This is a genomic window from Pseudomonas sp. NPDC086112 (assembly GCF_044746425.1).
Lineage (GTDB): Bacteria > Pseudomonadota > Gammaproteobacteria > Pseudomonadales > Pseudomonadaceae > Aquipseudomonas.
Genome location: NZ_JBIVCD010000037.1, coordinates 1 through 17,086 on the forward strand (window position 1 = coordinate 1; position 17,086 = coordinate 17,086).

General features: G+C 60.3%; 13 protein-coding genes, 1 tRNA gene and 1 pseudogene. 11 read left to right on the forward strand and 4 right to left on the reverse strand.

Features of this window, described 5'->3' with window-relative positions; all coding sequences use genetic code 11:
- The coding region (locus ACIPLA_RS22015; RefSeq protein WP_401175901.1) for a S1 RNA-binding domain-containing protein at window positions 1–407 on the forward strand (407 nt) is incomplete at its 5' end.
- A gap of 242 nt (window positions 408–649) precedes the next feature.
- A tRNA-Thr gene (locus ACIPLA_RS22020) sits at window positions 650–725 on the forward strand.
- 8 nt (window positions 726–733) lie between these two features.
- On the opposite strand, the gene ACIPLA_RS22025 is transcribed toward ACIPLA_RS22020, so the two are convergent.
- A complete protein-coding gene (locus ACIPLA_RS22025; RefSeq protein WP_123498889.1) occupies window positions 734–1,162 on the reverse strand; it encodes a hypothetical protein in 429 nt (142 codons plus the stop codon).
- Window positions 1,163–1,465: 303 nt separating this feature from the next.
- Between ACIPLA_RS22025 and ACIPLA_RS22030 the strand changes: the two genes are divergently transcribed.
- Window positions 1,466–1,771 (forward strand): DUF6388 family protein, encoded by a 306-nt coding sequence (locus ACIPLA_RS22030; protein WP_218398646.1) that lies wholly within the window; start codon window positions 1,466–1,468, stop codon window positions 1,769–1,771.
- A 114-nt stretch (window positions 1,772–1,885) separates the two neighbouring features.
- On the opposite strand, the gene nadC is transcribed toward ACIPLA_RS22030, so the two are convergent.
- On the reverse strand, window positions 1,886–2,734 hold the full coding sequence (nadC, locus tag ACIPLA_RS22035) for a carboxylating nicotinate-nucleotide diphosphorylase (protein ID WP_218398647.1): 849 nt from the start codon (window positions 2,732–2,734) through the stop codon (window positions 1,886–1,888).
- 364 nt (window positions 2,735–3,098) lie between these two features.
- Between nadC and ACIPLA_RS22040 the strand changes: the two genes are divergently transcribed.
- The 5 genes and pseudogenes from ACIPLA_RS22040 to ACIPLA_RS22060 all read left to right on the forward strand — a co-directional run bounded on the left by ACIPLA_RS22040 (window position 3,099) and on the right by ACIPLA_RS22060 (window position 9,149).
- Entirely contained in the window at window positions 3,099–5,306 is a 2,208-nt protein-coding gene (locus tag ACIPLA_RS22040; RefSeq protein ID WP_401175906.1) for a DUF1631 domain-containing protein, read from the forward strand.
- 64 nt (window positions 5,307–5,370) lie between these two features.
- Entirely contained in the window at window positions 5,371–5,940 is a 570-nt protein-coding gene (gene ampD / locus ACIPLA_RS22045) for a 1,6-anhydro-N-acetylmuramyl-L-alanine amidase AmpD (protein WP_401175909.1), read from the forward strand.
- A gap of 2 nt (window positions 5,941–5,942) precedes the next feature.
- Window positions 5,943–6,779: a regulatory signaling modulator protein AmpE gene (gene ampE / locus ACIPLA_RS22050; RefSeq protein ID WP_218398650.1), complete on the forward strand. Its 837-nt coding sequence runs from the start codon at window positions 5,943–5,945 to the stop codon at window positions 6,777–6,779.
- Window positions 6,780–8,087: 1,308 nt separating this feature from the next.
- Window positions 8,088–8,291, forward strand: a pseudogene (locus ACIPLA_RS22055) (HAMP domain-containing protein); the annotation flags it as partial.
- A gap of 153 nt (window positions 8,292–8,444) precedes the next feature.
- The gene (locus ACIPLA_RS22060; RefSeq protein WP_401175982.1) at window positions 8,445–9,149 is read left to right on the forward strand and encodes a methyl-accepting chemotaxis protein; all 705 of its coding nucleotides are present in this window, start codon (window positions 8,445–8,447) and stop codon (window positions 9,147–9,149) included.
- Between the two features lie 125 nt (window positions 9,150–9,274).
- Here ACIPLA_RS22060 and ACIPLA_RS22065 read toward each other — a convergent pair whose 3' ends face one another.
- On the reverse strand, window positions 9,275–10,054 hold the full coding sequence (locus ACIPLA_RS22065; RefSeq protein WP_218398652.1) for a TatD family hydrolase: 780 nt from the start codon (window positions 10,052–10,054) through the stop codon (window positions 9,275–9,277).
- A 3-nt stretch (window positions 10,055–10,057) separates the two neighbouring features.
- Entirely contained in the window at window positions 10,058–11,053 is a 996-nt protein-coding gene (cra, locus tag ACIPLA_RS22070; RefSeq protein WP_007900424.1) for a catabolite repressor/activator, read from the reverse strand.
- A 300-nt stretch (window positions 11,054–11,353) separates the two neighbouring features.
- Between cra and ptsP the strand changes: the two genes are divergently transcribed.
- From ptsP to ACIPLA_RS22085, 3 genes are read left to right on the forward strand one after another with little or no spacing between them, the layout of a single operon-like run.
- Window positions 11,354–14,215, forward strand: a complete 2,862-nt coding sequence (gene ptsP, locus ACIPLA_RS22075) for a phosphoenolpyruvate--protein phosphotransferase (protein WP_192346309.1) — start codon at window positions 11,354–11,356, stop codon at window positions 14,213–14,215.
- Window positions 14,215–15,156, forward strand: coding sequence for a 1-phosphofructokinase (gene pfkB / locus ACIPLA_RS22080; RefSeq protein WP_401175914.1), 942 nt, complete (start codon window positions 14,215–14,217; stop codon window positions 15,154–15,156). The genes ptsP and pfkB overlap by 1 nt, the downstream gene beginning before the upstream one ends.
- An 11-nt stretch (window positions 15,157–15,167) precedes the next feature.
- On the forward strand, window positions 15,168–16,907 hold the full coding sequence (locus tag ACIPLA_RS22085; RefSeq protein WP_401175917.1) for a PTS fructose-like transporter subunit IIB: 1,740 nt from the start codon (window positions 15,168–15,170) through the stop codon (window positions 16,905–16,907).
- Window positions 16,908–17,086 lie beyond the last annotated feature (179 nt).

Sequence of the window (17,086 nt, forward strand, 5' to 3'; positions counted from 1 at the left end):
GTGAAGTCAGCGGTAAAGGCGGCGCGACCCTGCGTGCGATCTGTGAAGAAACCAAGGCTTCGATCGATATCGAAGACGACGGTTCGATCAAGATCTTCGGCGAAACCAAGGAAGCTGCAGAAGCTGCGCGTCAGCGCGTTCTGGGCATCACCGCTGAAGCCGAGATCGGCAAGATCTATGTCGGTAAGGTTGAGCGCATCGTCGACTTCGGCGCATTCGTCAACATCCTGCCGGGCAAGGACGGTCTGGTTCACATCTCGATGCTGAGCGATGCTCGCGTTGAGAAAGTGACCGACATCCTGAAAGAAGGCCAGGAAGTGGAAGTACTGGTACTGGACGTGGACAACCGCGGCCGTATCAAGCTGTCCATCAAAGACGTAGCAGCAGCCAAGGCTTCGGGTGTTTAATCACTCCCACGCCTGACCGCTTCAACGTTATAAAAAATGCCCCGCCGTGAAAACGGTGGGGCATTTTTTTGCGTGCAGAAAGATCAAAAGATCGCAGCCTGCGGCAGCTCCTACCCGAGATTGTGTTCAGCCACGATATGGCGGCGTACATCGAAGCTGTGAGCTGCCGCAGGCTGCGATCTTTTGATTTTGCGGTGCGCTAAGTTGCCGGACCCCGAAGCCAGTGCTAGGTTTAGCCCACAGCCCGTGTAGCTCAGCCGGTAGAGCAGCGCACTCGTAACGCGAAGGTCGCAGGTTCGATTCCTGTCTCGGGCACCACTTCTCGCTTATTTCACCTTTCTGCTCAAATCCTCAACAGTGCGCTTGAGCTGATCCATCGCGCGCTCCTGATCGCTGATCTCCCGTTTGAGACTGGAGATTTCGCTGTTGTTCGAGCTTGAGCTGGAGCCGTTGTTGCGTTTGAGTTCTTCGATCTGACGGGCCTGCTCGCTGAGGGTGCGCTTCTGGCTTTCCAGTTCGGTGGCATTGGCCTTCACGGTTTTTTGCAGGCTCTCCAGATCATCGATGCTGACGCTGGTTCTGACGAGTGTGTCCTTGCCGAACGAATTGTGGAGGGCGCAGATTTTGTCGGAGTACAACGCAGGGTCAGAGGTGACTTCGACAGCCGCTTGAGCGGCACTGGCCAATGTCAGGCTGCCAAGCAGCAGGGTAGCGGTGGCAAGCTGGGCAGACAAAAGCTTCGAAAAACTGCGCATCACTGGGGTTCCTTGTGAAGTGCCGATATGGCACATCGCTATGACTTTGGATTTCAACTTATGTTCCTAAAGCCTCCTGCTCCTTATGCACGTGGCTTTTTATGGGATAGATGTAAAGACCCGTGTAATTCATCGACAAAACGTCCTATATTCGTTGTCTGCATGAGCATCGCCCAGCAGTTTTCAGATGATCCCGAATGGTTCTGAAGGCCAGACAAACCGGGCTTCAAACGGTTTTTCTGCGTCAGAGAGATCCTTGATGATCCAGATCCATCTTCCATTCCCCAGATCAGCGAGAACGCCATGACCGTTAAAGAATTGACCCAAGAAGCCAGAAACGAAGAAGCACTTAAAAAGTACCTGCTTGAGTCGCCTCAGTTGGCCGAAGAGATCAAGGACTTGCCAGCCGACGATCAGAAAGACCAGATCCAGTGGGCGTTCGAGGATGAGGCGGAAGCTCAGGGCTTGCAGCCGTGGGAGCTGACGCTCAAGTACACCTCAAGCCCGGAAGAGTACGAGGCTGCGCGCCTGGCGCTGCACAAGGAGGCGGCCGAGGTTTTGGGCGTCGAGTGGGAAGAGTACTGCGAGATGAACAATCTGGTGGTCTGACCTGTGGGAGCGGGCTTGCTCGCGAAAGCGGTGAGTCAGGCGACAATTGCGTCGACTGACACGCCCTCTTCGCGTTCAAGCCCGCTCCCACATTTGAAATGTACGTTTTCTCAATCAGAGGCTTAAACGCATCGACAGGTCCACAGCCTTCACATCCTTGGTCATCGCACCAATCGAAATATAATCCACCCCGGTTTCGGCGATTGGCAGCAACGTGCTTTCGTTGATACCACCGCTGGCTTCCAGTTTTGCCTTGCCGGCGTTCAAGCGTACAGCTTCGCGCATGTCATCCAGGCTCAGCTCATCGAGCATGATGATGTCGGCACCGGCCGCCAGTGCTTCCTTCAGTTCCTCCAGGCTTTCCACTTCGATCTCCACCGGTTTGCCCGGGGCGATCTTGTGTGCGGCGTAGATAGCTTCAGGAATGCCACCGCAGGCGGCGATATGGTTTTCCTTGATCAGGAAGGCGTCATACAGGCCGATGCGATGATTGTGGCAACCGCCGCAGGTTACGGCGTATTTCTGGGCCAGGCGCAGCCCCGGCAGGGTTTTGCGGGTGTCGAGCAACTTCACCTGGGTCTCGGCGACGAAATCGGCCAGGTACTGCGCGCGAGTGGCCACGCCAGACAGCAATTGCAGGAAATTAAGAGCACTGCGTTCACCCGTCAGCAGCGAGCGCGCCGGGCCTTCGAGATGGAACAACACCTGATTGGGTTTCACCCGCTCGCCGTCGCGCACCTGCCAGTGAACGGCAACCCGAGGGTCCAGTTGCCGGAAAACCGCATCCACCCACGCGGTGCCAGCAATGACAGCCTCATCGCGGGTGATGATGGTGGCTTTGGCCAGGCGTTCGGCCGGGATCAGTTGCGCGGTGATGTCGCCGCTGCCGATGTCCTCGAGCAACGCACGGCGCACGTTGGCTTCGATTTCGGCGGTCAAATCGGCGAGACGTAGATTCGGCATAACGGGCTCCACAAACAAAGTGGCCCGATTATAGGGCCATGCTGCGAGGCAACCCAAGGCATCAACGACCATTCCATCGTTAGCAAACCTGCATTTGGTCGATTGGCGCGAGCGATCAGTGCTAAGCAAAGGTCTCTCTCATAACGTCTATTTCTTGGGGAAGGGCAGAGTCTGCTGGCACAAAGAAGGTCTTTTGCAGATAATCCGCCTTGCATTTGACGTCATAGCTTTGACGTAGCTTTGGATTCCTTACTATTGAATGACAACGGGTGGTGACTGTCCCCGTTGAGTGTCGGCTGTATGGCCGGCGTACTCGATCTTTCTTACGAACCGAACCGAAGAATCACCGTTTCAGGAGGCTTGGATGCACAACGACGGGAATGTAGTGCCTTTGCACAAGGCCGCTACCGACCAGGCGACTCACTCGCCGCTCGCCCGCCTGCCCGTGATTCTGCTTCAGGTTCGCGACAAGGCTGCTCAACAGCTCAAGCAAGGTTTGCAGGAGCTGTTCGATAACGCCGATGACACCCTGTTCGAAATGGCCGACCGCGCCCGCAACGACGTCGAGCAAAACATCTTCTTCGAAGCCATGCGCGATTTGCGCCTCAAGCGCAAAAGCATCGAACGCGGTTTTCTTGAGCAATTCTCCGAGGCTTTCGTCGGCCTCATTCATCACGACACCTCTCAGGCTGCCTTTCCCCCGGCACTGGTTTTCGATGCCGCGGTGCCGTTACCCCATGACGACATGGAACGTAATGTGGCGGTGGAGGGCATGGTCGGCAAAGTGCTGAACCGCGACGGTTTCGCCCTCGACCAGCTTACCGCCCGACTCAGCACACTGTTGAGCAAGACGCTGGTCGAACAGCACAACCCCCTGGGGCCGACGCTGCTCTGCGAGTATTTCTTGCAGGCCGGGCGCAACCTGGGGATGGAGATCAAGGTCAAGCTGATCATTCTCAAGCTGTTCGAACGCTATGTGCTCAGCAATGCTGATCAGCTCTACGCCGAAGCCAATCAACTGCTGATCGCCACCGGTGTGCTGCCGGACCTCAAGCCCGCCCCGACGCGGCGTGCCACCGATCGGGCGGCTGCGAGTGTTCGTGCTGACCCCGCCGAGACAGGCGTGCGAACTGGCAATACGCAGATTGACGAAGGCGTGCAGGAAGTCTTCGCCGCCTTGCAGGAATTGTTGTTCCACGTGCGTGGCAGCGTTGCGCCGACCCTGGAGGTCAGCGCCCAGACCCAGCCCATCTCAACCCGCGACCTGCTGCGCCTGCTCTCGCATTTGCAGCAATACGTACCGGCGCTGGCGGCTCCAGACGACTTCGATCTGCGTAACCAGCTCGAACAACTGCTGACCCGGGGCAGCGTCAAAAGCGGCAAATCGCGCGTGGTGGGGGTGGCCGACGAAGACGTGATCAACCTGATCGCCATGCTCTTCGAATGCATCCTCGATGACCGCAACCTGCCGGACTCGCTCAAGGCGCTGATCGGCCGTTTGCAGATCCCGATGCTGAAAGTCGCGGTGCTCGACAAGAGCTTCTTCAGCCGCAGCAGCCATCCGGCCCGGCGTTTACTCAACGAAATCGCCGCTGCAGCCATGGGCTGGGGCGAGTGCGATGACCATGAGCGCGACAGCCTGTACCTGCGCATCGAGCAAGTGGTGCAGCGCTTGTTGAACGACTTTGTCGATGACCCGGCAATCTTTTCCGAATTGCTGGCGGATTTTCTCGCCTTCACCAGTGACGAGCGCCGTCGCAGCGAATTACTCGAACAACGGACCCGTGACGCCGAAGAAGGCCGCGCCAGGACCGAACTGGCGCGTCAACGCGTTGAGCAAGCACTGAACCAGGCGTTGGTGGGCAAGGTGCTGCCGCACAGTGTGGTGGCGTTTGTCCAGGAGGCCTGGAGCAAGGTGCTGTTGCTGACCTGCCTCAAGCACGGTGATCAGTCCGCCGAATGGCGCGCCGATGTGCAGACCATGGCGCAACTGATCTGGAGCGTGCAGCGCCATGACGAGCCCGACGCGAGTCTGCGCTTGTTGTCGCTGGTACCGGGGTTGCTCAAGTCGTTGCGCGATGGTTTGAACAGCTCGGCATTCGATCCGTTCGCCACCGGCGAGTTTTTCAGCAAACTGGAAGCTTTGCATGTGCAGCTGTTCGAACGTCCGGGCCAGAAAAGCATGGCTGTTGACGCACCGATGATGGTCCAGGTGCAGCAGCAAATCGTGCTTCGCACCGCTGACGAAGGCCCGGTCGAGACCGCATCGATGCGTTTGCCCCAGGACGATGTCGCTTTGCTTCAAGTCGATCAGTTGCGCCTGGGCTGCTGGGTCGAGTTTCAGGAAGATGAGGAAAACACCCTGCGCTGCAAGCTGGCGGCGATCATTGAAGCCACCGACAAGTACATCTTCGTCAACCGTACCGGGATGAAGGTGCTGGAGCACAGTCGCACCGGTCTGGCCCTGGAGTTTCGGCGTGGCGCGGTGCGAACGCTGGACGACACCTTGCTGTTCGACCGGGCGCTGGAATCGGTGTTGGGCAACCTGCGGCGTCTCAATCGCGGCAAGTGATCGCGCGCCGAGGGTCTATCGCGGCATACTGGGCACCAACACAGTCGTCGTTGAAGGAACCTGTATGCAGTTGGACCCCGCGAGCGGTTGGTGTCAGGGCGTGCGCATATGCCCCTCGCCCAACTTCAATGCGCGCCCCGAGGGCGAAATTTCCCTGCTGGTGATCCACAACATCAGTCTGCCGCCAGCGCAGTTTCTGACCGGCAAGGTGCAGGAATTTTTCCAGAATCGTCTGGATGTCACGGAACATCCCTACTTTGCAGGAATTGCCGACCTGCGGGTGTCTGCGCACTTTCTGATTGAACGTGACGGCACCGTCACTCAGTTTGTCTCTTGTCTTGAGCGTGCTTGGCACGCTGGCGTCTCGTGTTTCGAAGGACGGGAAACCTGTAACGATTTTTCCGTGGGCGTCGAACTCGAAGGCACGGATGATCTGCCGTTCACCGACGCCCAATATCAAGCGTTGACGGCCCTGACGCGACAGCTGCAAAGCACCTTTACGGGGATCACCGCACAACGCATCTGCGGGCATAGCGACATCGCACCCGGGCGCAAGACTGATCCGGGACCGGCGTTTGACTGGGCACGCTATCGCGTGTCTCTGGCAAAAGCTGCTCTGGAAAAAAAGGAGTAACAATGAGTTTTCTGGTGCTGCTGTTGGCGGTGTGGATCGAGAAGTTCTCGGCCCTGCGCCATCAGGTTCAACGTGATGGCGGTTGGGTGCGCGAGCTGAACAAGCTTGAAACCAACCCACGCATGACAAACCGTCCGTGGCTGATACTGGTGGTGCTGGTGTTGTTGCCGGTGGCGCTGCTGGGTTTGCTGTTGGTGGTGCTGGAGCCGGTAGCCTACGGTTTGCTGGCGTTACCGGTGCACCTGCTGGTGGTGATTTACAGTCTGGGCCGAGGTGATCTGCTGGCCGGCCTCGGGCCGTTTCGCGATGCCTGGCGCCGGGAAGACCTGCAAGCCGCCGCCCATGTGGCCAAACGCGACCTGAATATTTGCGCCGACAGCGGCGAGCAACTGCTGGAGCGAGTTGAAGGGCATCTGCTGTGGCAGGCCTATCAGAGCTTTTTCGCGGTGATCTTCTGGTACTTCCTGCTGGGCCCGGTTGCCGCGTTGAGCTATCGACTGCTGGCGCTGGCCGAGGAGCACGGGCAGAACCCGGCCGTGGTCGAGCGAGCGGCACAGCTGCGTCATGCATTCGATTGGGTACCGGTGCGACTGCTAGCAGCGAGTTTTGCGCTGGTCGGCAACTTTGTCGCGGTCGGCCGGGTGATGTTGAACGAGCTGCTGAATTGGAACATCAGCGCAGTTCAACTGATCGAGAAGGTCGGGTTGGTGGCCGGTGAAATTCCGGCGCCGGTGGTCGGGCCGGACGGTATCAACAGCCTCGACCGGATCTGGGAACTGCTGCTGCGCGCGGCGGTGCTTTGGTATGCCGGGTTTGCGTTGTGGACCGTTTTGTCCTGATTTCTGCTTTGAATCGAAAAGATCGCAGCCCTGTAGCAGCTGGCGAAGCCTGCGTTCGGCTGCGCAGCAGTCGTCATTCCAATCACCTTGGTTTACCTGAAACACCGCATTGGATGACTTTACGACTGCTTCGCAGCCGAACGCAGCCTCGCTGGGGCTCGACAGCTGCTACAGCCGAACGCAGGCTTCGCCAGCTGCTACAAGGCTGCGTGTCTGTCGTTAACCTTAAGTTACAAAACCCTCCGCCGATTTAGGCTATACAGAGATAGCGCCAATAGTGGCTATCTGCTGTCTCTGCGCGCCTGCCATAAAAATAAGAATTCAAAGGGAGACTTCACAGTGAAGAGCTTGCTCTATCCCGCCGTCGCGCTGATGAACCGCTTGAGCTTCGGCATGAAGTTCAGCCTGATCAGCGTGCTGTTCCTCGTGCCGATGCTGGTGACCAACTTCTATCTGGTGCGCGATTCCTATCGCGAATTCCAGGGCACTCGGGTCGAGCTGCAGAGCCTCGACCTGCTGGGCAGCGGCCTGAGCCTGCGCCGGGATCTGGAAACCCTGAACAACCTGGTGCAGATCAACGTTACCCTTGGCCAGTCCGGCAAGGCCGGTCATGTCGAGTCGAACATCAGCGCCCTGGAGCAAAGCGTGCTGACCCGTTTGCAAGGGCTGGCGGCGATGACCACTGACCCGGAACAAATCACCTTTTTCGATGGCAAGCGCGATGAAATGATCGCCGCGTTCAAGGCCCAGCAAACGGAAACCTCCCTGCAAAGCAAAAGTGCGCTGATCGGCAAGTTGCTCGCAAACGCGCAGATTTTCAGCCAGATCATTGCCAGTCAGGCCGGCCTGAGTCGCGACAGCCAGAGCGACATGCGTCAGCTGAGCGAACTCATTACCAACGTCACGCCGGCCGTGACCCAGACGCTCGGCGATGGCCGGGCGATGGGTTCTTACTCGTTGGGGCAGGGCTTTCTCAATTCGGCGTCGAGCACCCGTTTCGATGAGTTACTGGCGCAGATCGAAAAGCTTCAGGCCGAATACGGTCTGAAATTGCAGGACGCTCTGGGCTCCAGTAAAGCGGCGCACGAAACCCTGGCCGCCCAGGCCGAAAGCAGCAAGGCTTCCCTGAAAAAGGCCAGTGAACTGTTCGAAGAACAGGTGGTGATGGCTGATACCCTCGATGCACCGTGGCAGGCCTTTTACGATCAGGTCACAGGCCTGATCGACCAGACCTACCAACTCAACGAAGCCACCCTGAAGTTTCTCGGTACCCAGTTGCAGCAGCGGCTGGAGCAGCACCGCACTCACATGATCCTGCAGGCAGTGGCGCTGACGGTGGTGTTTGTGTTGATTTTTTACCTCTATGGCGGTTTCTACGCCTCGACCCGCACCACCCTCAAGCGTCTTGGCGCGGTGATGGACAAGGTGGCGGCCGGGGACATGACCGTGACCTTCAGCGCCAACAGCCGCGATGAACTGGGCGAGTTGGGTGAGGTATTCACCGGCACCGTGAAGAAAATCCATGACCTGATCGAGCGAGTGGGTCAGACCGTTGGTGAGGTCGAACGCCAGGCCGGCCAGGTCGAAAACGTGTCCGCCCAAAGCAATCAGGCGGTGGCGGGGCAACGCACGCAGATCGAGCAGGTCGCCACCGCGATGAACCAGATGTCAGCCACGTCTCTGGAGGTGGCGCGCAGTGCCGCGGCGGCCGTCAGCAGCGCCCATAGCGTCAACGACGAGACCATCAGCGGGCGCGGGCTGGTGGAGTCCCAGCAGGGCAGCATCGCTGCACTGGCCAGTGAGATCGATCAGTCGGTGCGGGTGATCAATCAACTGGCCAGCGACAGTCAATCCATCAGCCGTGTACTGGAAGTGATCAAAAGCATCGCCGAGCAGACCAACCTGCTGGCCCTCAACGCGGCCATCGAAGCCGCGCGCGCAGGCGAGCAGGGCCGTGGTTTCGCGGTGGTGGCGGACGAGGTCCGGACCCTGGCCAAACGCACCCAGCAATCGACCGAAGAAATCGAGCAGATGATTGCCAAACTGCACAGCGGTGTCGGTGCGGCGGTCAAGGCGATGGGCACCAGCCATCAGATGGCCAACGGCACAGTCGGGCAGTCGGAAAAGGTTCAGCAGGCGCTGGAAAACATCCTCGGCGCCGTCGGCATGATCGTCGACCAGAACCAGCAGATTGCCGCCGCGGTTGAGCAGCAGACTGCGGTGGCTCACGACATCGACCAGAACATCGTCGAGATCAACCGTGCCGGCGAGCGCACCGCCGACGGCGCGCACCAGACCGAGAATGCCAGCCGAGCGTTGTCGGCGCAGGTGGTGGAACTCAAACAATTGATCAGCGCGTTCCGGGTTTGATGCCGCGCAGAGGATCCAATGTGGGAGCGGGCTTGCTCGCGAAAGCGGTCTATCAGTCACATAAAATTTGAATGTGACGGCCTCTTCGCGAGCAAGCCCGCTCCCACAGGGGATGTGTGCGGTGACTAACGCCAGTTGAACAGCTCACAGGCATTTGCAGTGCTGGCGGCAGCCAGTCGTTCGGGGCTGACTGCCATGATGGCGGCCAGTGCCGCGCAGATCGCCGGCAAATGAGCCGGGCTATTACGTTGGCCGGGGAACATGGCGGGGGCCATGTCCGGTGAGTCGGTTTCCAGTACCACCGACTCAACGGGTAAACCGGCGAGCACGCGGTGCATGCGCAGGGCCTGCGGCCAGGTCGCGGCGCCGCCGAGGCCGAGTTTGAAACCCAGCTTGATGTATTCGCGAGCCTCTTCCTGGCTACCGGCGAAGGCGTGAATGATTCCCGCGCGCTTCAAGCGAAACCGTTTGAGCGTGGCAATCACCGCCGCATGGCTGCGTCGTACATGAATCAGCGCCGGCAGATTGAAGTCTGCCGCCAGTTGCAGTTGGGCGTCGAACAGCGCTTGCTGGCGTTCACGATCCAGGGTTTCGATGAAGTAATCCAGACCGATCTCACCCACTGCGCATAGCTGTCGATGGCCCGCCAGACGCGTCAGCCAATCACCGAGTTCGGTCAAATCCTCAGGGCGATGGTCATCCAGATACACCGGGTGCAAACCGAACGCCGCATGCAGATCGGGATCGCTTTGCACCAGATCCCAGACCCGCTGCCAATTGGCCTGATAAACCCCCAGCACCACCATCCGCCGCACGCCGAGGGCGCGGCTCTCGGCCAGCAGCGCCTGACGATCCACGTCGAAATCCGGGAAATCCAGATGAGTGTGGGTGTCGATCAGTTCCACGGCTCAGTCCTGATGAATACGCTGCTTGAAGGTCCGCGCGATGGCCTGCACGCCGGGTTGGTAATCGGCCTGTTCAATGGCCGCCAACGCCAGTTGCAAAGCTTTGTCGGCGATCAGCTGATGCTGCTGGGACATGGCGTTGACCGGCAGTGGCAGGAAGTCCAGCAACTGCGTATCACCGAAGGTGCCCAGGCGTAGCGGACGGGTTTTCAGCGGGAAGTCGTGCAAGGCATCGAACACGCCCTGAAGCAGCACGTAGGAGGTGGTCACCAACGCATCCGGCAAATGGCCCAGGCGCTGAAGCAACTCTTCCATCAATTGTTTGCCGCACTCACGGCTGAACGACTCGCCGTGCTCGATCAGCGCCTCGCCTTTGAAGCCGTTCAGCGCTTCCTTGAAACCTGCAGCCCGTTCCTGGCTGATACTCAATTCAGGACGGGCACCGATCAGCGCGATCTGCTTGGGCAACGGGTCCAACAGGCTGCGGGTAAGCTGCAGACTGGCTTCGCGGTCGTCACTGATCACCGAGCAAAAGTGCTCAGGCTCCATCACCCGGTCGATGGCGATGATCGGAATGCCTTTGGCCTGCAACTGGCGGTAACTGTCATCGCCGGCCGGCAGGCAACTGGCGACGATCAGTGCATCGCAGCGGCGGGCGCGGAACAGTTGCAGCAATTGCCGTTCGCTGTCTGGCGCATCGTCGGAGCTGGCGATCAGCAGCTGATAGCCGCGAGCCCGGGCGCCTTGTTCCAGCAGTTTGGCGATTCGCGCGTAACTGGGGTTTTCCAGGTCCGGCAGAATGAAGCCCAGGGTGCGGGTGTGCCGACTGCGCAGTCCGGCGGCCTGAGGGTTGGGTGTGAAGCCATGTTGTTCGACAACTGCTCGCACGCGCTCGACGGTGGCGCTGCTGATACGTTGCTGTTCGGCCTTGCCGTTGATGACATAACTGGCGGTGGTCACGGAGACGCCGGCCAACTGTGCAATATCACTGAGTTTCAACCCGGTATTTCCTTGTTTATTCGAGCGTGCCCGGCATTTTCGCCAATCCTACCCGATTCGGCAGGCGATCATTGTGGCAGCACATCCGACAATTGGACTTCAAGGATGAGACATTATCGAGTAACGTGCCTAACATTCTAGATTAAACGTTTCAGCAGGCGTATTTTCTACGTTATAGGTCGCTTTGGTCGGTTCTGCCGCGAAACCGCCAAAACTGCCCCTGAAAAGGCGCTCCCAAGGGCCTAAGCTGAATCAATCAAAACAATACCTGGCGTCACACGGCGCCAAAAAGGAGAAAGCATGCTCGAGCTCACCATAGAGCAGATATCCATGGGCCAGTCGGCTGTGGATAAAGCCACCGCCCTGCAATTACTCGCTGACCGACTTGTGACCGATGGCCTGGTGGCGGATGGTTACCTTGCGGGCTTGCAGGCCCGGGAAGCCCAGGGCTCGACCTTTCTCGGTCAAGGTATTGCCATCCCCCACGGCACCCCGCAAACCCGCGATCTGGTGTTTTCCACCGGCGTGCGGCTGATGCAGTTTCCTGACGGCGTGGACTGGGGTGATGGCCAGATCGTTTACCTGGCGATTGGTATCGCCGCCAAATCCGATGAACACCTGCGCCTGCTGCAACTGCTGACCCGCGCCCTCGGTGAAACCGATCTGGGCCAGGCTCTGCGTCGCGCCAGCTCCGCCGAAGCCTTGCTGAAACTGCTGCAAGGCGCGCCGCAAGAATTGGCGCTGGACGCACAGATGATCGGCCTCGGAGTCTCCGCCGATGACTTCGAAGAACTGGTCTGGCGCGGCGCCCGCTTGCTGCGTCAGGCCGATTGCGTGAGCAACGGTTTTGCCGGCGTCTTGCAGCAGGTCGACGCGCTGCCGCTGGGCGATGGTCTGTGGTGGCTGCACAGCGAACAAACGGTGAAGCGTCCGGGCCTGGCGTTCGTTACCCCGGACAAACCCATGCGCTACCTCGGTCAGCCGTTGAGCGGGCTGTTCTGCCTGGCCAGCCTCGGTGAAGCCCATCAGGCATTGCTCGAACGCCTTTGCGCGTTGCTGATCGAAGGCCGTGGTCATGAGCTGGGCCGTGCCACCAGCAGCCGCGCGGTGCTGGAAGTCCTCGGCGGTGAAGTGCCGGCGGATTGGCCGAGCGCACGCATTGCCTTGGCCAACGCCCACGGTTTGCATGCGCGCCCGGCGAAGATTCTCGCGCAACTGGCGAAAAGTTTTGAAGGCGAAATCCGCGTACGCATCGTCGATGGCCACGACAGTGCGGTGTCGGTGAAGAGTTTGAGCAAGCTGCTCAGCCTCGGCGCCCGTCGCGGTCAGGTGCTGGAATTCATCGCCGAACCAACGATCGCTGCCGACGCCTTGCCCGCCTTGCTGGCAGCCATTGAAGAAGGCCTCGGTGAAGAAGTCGAGCCGCTGCCGGCAGTGAGCCAACATCGCGAAGTGATTGCCGATGTTGCCGAAGTGCTGCTTGCACCGGCCTCCGGCAGTTTGATTCAGGCGATTGCTGCCGCGCCGGGTATCGCCATCGGCCCGGCGCATATTCAAGTGCTGCAAGTTATCGATTACCCGCTGCGCGGTGAGTCCGCCGCCATCGAGCGTGAACGTCTCAAGCAAGCGTTGGCGGATGTGCGTCGCGACATCGAAGGCCTGATCGAGCGCAGCAAGGCCAAAGCGATTCGCGAGATTTTTATCACCCATCAGGAAATGCTCGACGACCCGGAACTGACCGACGAAGTCGACACCCGCCTCAAGCAAGGCGAAAGCGCCGAAGCGGCGTGGATGGCGGTGATCGAAGCCGCCGCCAAACAACAGGAATCGCTGCAGGATGCCTTGCTCGCCGAACGTGCCGCCGACTTGCGCGACATTGGCCGTCGGGTGCTGGCGCAATTGAGTGGCGTCGAAACGCCTGCGGAGCCGGAGCAGCCGTACATTCTGGTGATGGACGAAGTCGGCCCGTCCGACGTGGCACGTCTTGATCCGACGCGTGTGGCCGGTATCCTCACCGCTCGCGGTGGCGCCACGGCCCACAGCGCCATCGTCGCGCGTGCCCTCGGTATTCCCGCGTTGGTGGGCGCCGGTGCCGCCGTGTTGTTGCTGAAGCCGGGCACGCCGCTGTTGATCGATGGTCAACGTGGTCGCCTGCACGTGGACGCCGATGCTGCGACCTTGCAGCGCGCCACCGAAGAGCGCGACACCCGTGAACTGCGCCTGAAAGCCGCCGCCGAACAACGCCATCAACCGGCGCTGACCACCGATGGTCACGCGGTGGAAGTGTTCGCCAATATCGGTGAAAGCGCCGGCGTCACCAGTGCGGTGGAGCAGGGCGCCGAAGGGATTGGCCTGCTGCGCACCGAACTGATTTTCATGGCCCACTCGCAAGCGCCGGACGAGGCGACTCAGGAAGTCGAGTACCGTCGCGTCCTCGATGGCCTGGCCGGTCGACCGCTGGTGGTGCGCACCCTTGACGTCGGTGGTGACAAACCGCTGCCGTACTGGCCGATCGCGAAAGAAGAAAACCCGTTCCTCGGTGTGCGTGGCATTCGCCTGACCCTGCAACGCCCGCAGGTCATGGAAGCGCAGTTGCGCGCCTTGCTGCGTGCGGCGGACAACCGTCCATTGCGAATCATGTTCCCGATGGTCGGCAGCGTCGATGAGTGGCGTCAGGCTCGGGACATGACCGAACGTCTGCGCCTGGAAATCCCGGTTGCGGACCTGCAATTGGGGATCATGATCGAAGTGCCGTCGGCCGCTTTGCTGGCGCCGGTGCTGGCCAAGGAAGTGGATTTCTTCAGCGTTGGCACCAACGACCTGACGCAATACACCCTGGCCATCGACCGTGGTCATCCGACCTTGTCGGCCCAGGCCGACGGCTTGCATCCGGCGGTGCTGCAACTGATCGACATCACCGTGCGTGCGGCTCATGCTCATGGCAAGTGGGTCGGCGTGTGCGGTGAACTGGCGGCCGATCCGCTGGCGGTGCCGGTGCTGGTGGGCCTGGGTGTGGATGAGTTGAGCGTGTCGGGCCGCAGCATTGCCGAGGTCAAGGCGCGCATTCGTGAACTCAGCCTTACCCAGACTCAAACCCTTGCCCAACAGGCCCTGGCCGTGGGCAGCGCGAACGAAGTCCGTGCATTAGTGGAGGCCCTGTAATGGCCAAGATCTTAACCCTGACCCTTAATCCGGCGCTGGACCTCACCGTTCAATTGCCGCTACTTACCCCCGGTCAGGTCAATCGCAGCGACGAAATGCACACCCACGCCGCCGGCAAAGGGGTGAACGTGGCGCAGGTGCTGGCCGACCTCGGGCATCAGCTGACCGTCAGCGGTTTTCTCGGGGAAGATAATCTTCAGGCGTTCGAAACCCTGTTTGCCAAACGCGGTTTTACCGACGCGTTTGTCCGCGTTCCCGGCGAGACCCGCAGCAACATCAAACTGGCGGAAAGCGATGGGCGCATCACCGACATCAACGGCCCGGGGCCGAGGGTCAGTGAAGCGGCGCAGCAGGCCTTGCTCGATCGACTCGACCAGATTGCTCCAGGGCATGACGCGGTCGTCGTGGCCGGGAGTCTGCCCCGTGGCGTGAATCCTCAGTGGCTGCGGGAGTTGATCCAGCGCTTGAAAAAGCGCGGTTTGAAAGTGGCGCTCGACACCAGCGGTGAAGCCTTGCGCGCAGGTCTGGCGGCCGGCCCGTGGCTGATCAAACCCAACACCGAAGAATTGGCGCAAGCGCTGGGTTGCGAGGTGGTTTCCGTGGGGGCCCAAGCCGAGGCGGCGAGCCGCTTGCATGCGCATGGCATCGAACACGTGGTGATTTCCGACGGTGCCGACGGGGTGAACTGGTTCAGTGTCGGCTCGGCCATGCACGCCACGCCACCCAAGGTCAGCGTGATCAGCACCGTTGGGGCAGGGGATTCGTTGCTGGCGGGCATGCTGCACGGTTTGCTCAGTGCCGATACGCCCGAACAAACCTTGCGCACCGCCACCGCGATTGCCGCCATGGCCGTGACCCAGATCGGTTTTGGTATCGGCGACACCGCGCAACTGGCGCACCTCGAACAGGGCGTGCGCCTGCGCCCCCTGACAGAACAATAAGAGGGTTTGCAATGAAGTTAGCCATTGTTACGGCCTGCCCGAACGGCATGGTCACCAGTGTGCTGTGCGCTCGTCTGCTCGATGCAGCGGCCCAGCGTCAGGGCTGGAGCACCAGTGTCGAAGTTGTTGATGCGGCCCATCCGGAACGCCAGCTGTCGGCCGCGACCATCGAAGCCGCCGAGTGGGTGTTGCTGGTCACCAGTGCGCCGGTGGATATGTCGCGATTCGTCGGCAAACGGGTGTTCCAGAGTACCCCGGCCCAGGCCCTGCAAGATGTCGAAGCGGTGCTGCGTCGTGGGGTGGAGGAGGCTGAGGTATACGTCGCCCCCGAAGCCGCCGCCGAGCCGGCCGCCGTGGTTAAAAATGCGCCACGCCTGGTAGCTGTCACCGCGTGCCCGACCGGCGTCGCCCACACCTTCATGGCCGCCGAAGCCTTGCAGCAAGCGGCCAAGCGTCTGGGCTACGATCTGCAAGTGGAAACCCAAGGCTCAGTCGGCGCGCGCAATCCACTCAGCGCAGAGGCGATTGCCGATGCTGACGTGGTGCTGTTGGCGGCAGATATTGACGTTGCCACCGAGCGTTTCGCTGGCAAGAAAATCTACCGTTGCGGCACCGGCATTGCGCTGAAACAGGCTGAAGCGACGCTGAACAAAGCCTTGGCCGAAGGCAAGCAGGAAAGCGCTTCGACCGGCGCCAAAGGCCCGGCCAAGCAAGAGAAAACCGGCATCTACAAGCACCTGCTGACCGGTGTGTCGTACATGTTGCCGATGGTGGTGGCGGGCGGTCTGATGATCGCCTTGTCCTTCGTGTTCGGCATCACCGCGTTCAAGGAGGAAGGCACGCTGGCGGCTGCGCTGATGCAGATCGGCGGCGACACCGCGTTCAAGCTGATGGTGCCGCTGCTGGCGGGCTACATCGCCTACTCGATCGCTGACCGCCCGGGCCTGGCGCCGGGGATGATCGGTGGTTTGCTGGCGAGCACCCTGGGCGCCGGTTTCATCGGCGGGATCATTGCCGGTTTCATCGCCGGTTATGCCGCCCAGGCGATCAACCGTTATGCGCGTTTGCCGCAAAGTCTTGAGGCGCTGAAACCGATCCTGATCATTCCGTTGCTGGCGAGCCTGTTCACCGGTTTGGTGATGATCTATGTGGTCGGCAAACCGGTGGCCGGGATGCTTGCAGGGCTCACGCACTTCCTCGACAGCATGGGCACCACCAACGCCATTCTGCTGGGTGTGCTGCTGGGCGGCATGATGTGCGTCGACCTCGGCGGGCCGATCAATAAAGCCGCTTACGCGTTTTCGGTGGGGCTGCTGGCGTCGCAAAGTTATGCACCGATGGCCGCGACCATGGCCGCCGGCATGGTGCCGCCGATTGGTCTGGGCATTGCTACGTTCATTGCCCGGCGCAAGTTCGCCCAGACTGAACGCGAGGCCGGTAAAGCGGCGCTGGTGTTGGGGCTGTGCTTTATCTCCGAAGGGGCGATTCCGTTTGCGGCGAAAGACCCGCTGCGGGTGATTCCGGCAAGCATCGCCGGCGGTGCGCTGACCGGCGCGTTGTCGATGTACTTCGGTTGCAAACTCATGGCACCCCACGGTGGGTTGTTCGTGATGCTGATTCCGAATGCGATCAACCATGCGCTGTTGTATCTGCTGGCGATCGTGGCCGGGAGTTTGCTGACGGCGGTGACGTATTCGGTGCTCAAACGGCCTGAGACGGTGGAGTTGGCAGTAGAGCCAGTCAACGCCTGACCCCAATCCCATGTGGGAGCGGGCTTGCTCGCGAAAGCGGTCTGACAGCCAGCATTAATGTTGAATGTTAAACCGTCTTCGCGAGCAAGCCCGCTCCCACAGGGATCTGCAGCATCGGCAGACTTTTGTGTCATGCCGCAGTCATACAGCCATGCTTAAGTTTTCCTTTTTCAGGGAGA

What these genes read in the sequence shown, in the direction of transcription:
- ACIPLA_RS22025 (WP_123498889.1), bottom strand. Translation starts at nt 1,162, where the DNA reads ATGCGCAGTTTTTCGAAGCTTTTGTCTGCCCAGCTTGCCACCGCTACC.
- nadC (WP_218398647.1), bottom strand. Translation starts at nt 2,734, where the DNA reads ATGCCGAATCTACGTCTCGCCGATTTGACCGCCGAAATCGAAGCCAAC.
- ACIPLA_RS22085 (WP_401175917.1), top strand. Translation starts at nt 15,168, where the DNA reads ATGAAGTTAGCCATTGTTACGGCCTGCCCGAACGGCATGGTCACCAGT.
- ACIPLA_RS22030 (WP_218398646.1), top strand. Translation starts at nt 1,466, where the DNA reads ATGACCGTTAAAGAATTGACCCAAGAAGCCAGAAACGAAGAAGCACTT.
- ptsP (WP_192346309.1), top strand. Translation starts at nt 11,354, where the DNA reads ATGCTCGAGCTCACCATAGAGCAGATATCCATGGGCCAGTCGGCTGTG.
- ACIPLA_RS22040 (WP_401175906.1), top strand. Translation starts at nt 3,099, where the DNA reads ATGCACAACGACGGGAATGTAGTGCCTTTGCACAAGGCCGCTACCGAC.
- pfkB (WP_401175914.1), top strand. Translation starts at nt 14,215, where the DNA reads ATGGCCAAGATCTTAACCCTGACCCTTAATCCGGCGCTGGACCTCACC.
- ACIPLA_RS22060 (WP_401175982.1), top strand. Translation starts at nt 8,445, where the DNA reads ATGTCAGCCACGTCTCTGGAGGTGGCGCGCAGTGCCGCGGCGGCCGTC.
- ampE (WP_218398650.1), top strand. Translation starts at nt 5,943, where the DNA reads ATGAGTTTTCTGGTGCTGCTGTTGGCGGTGTGGATCGAGAAGTTCTCG.
- ampD (WP_401175909.1), top strand. Translation starts at nt 5,371, where the DNA reads ATGCAGTTGGACCCCGCGAGCGGTTGGTGTCAGGGCGTGCGCATATGC.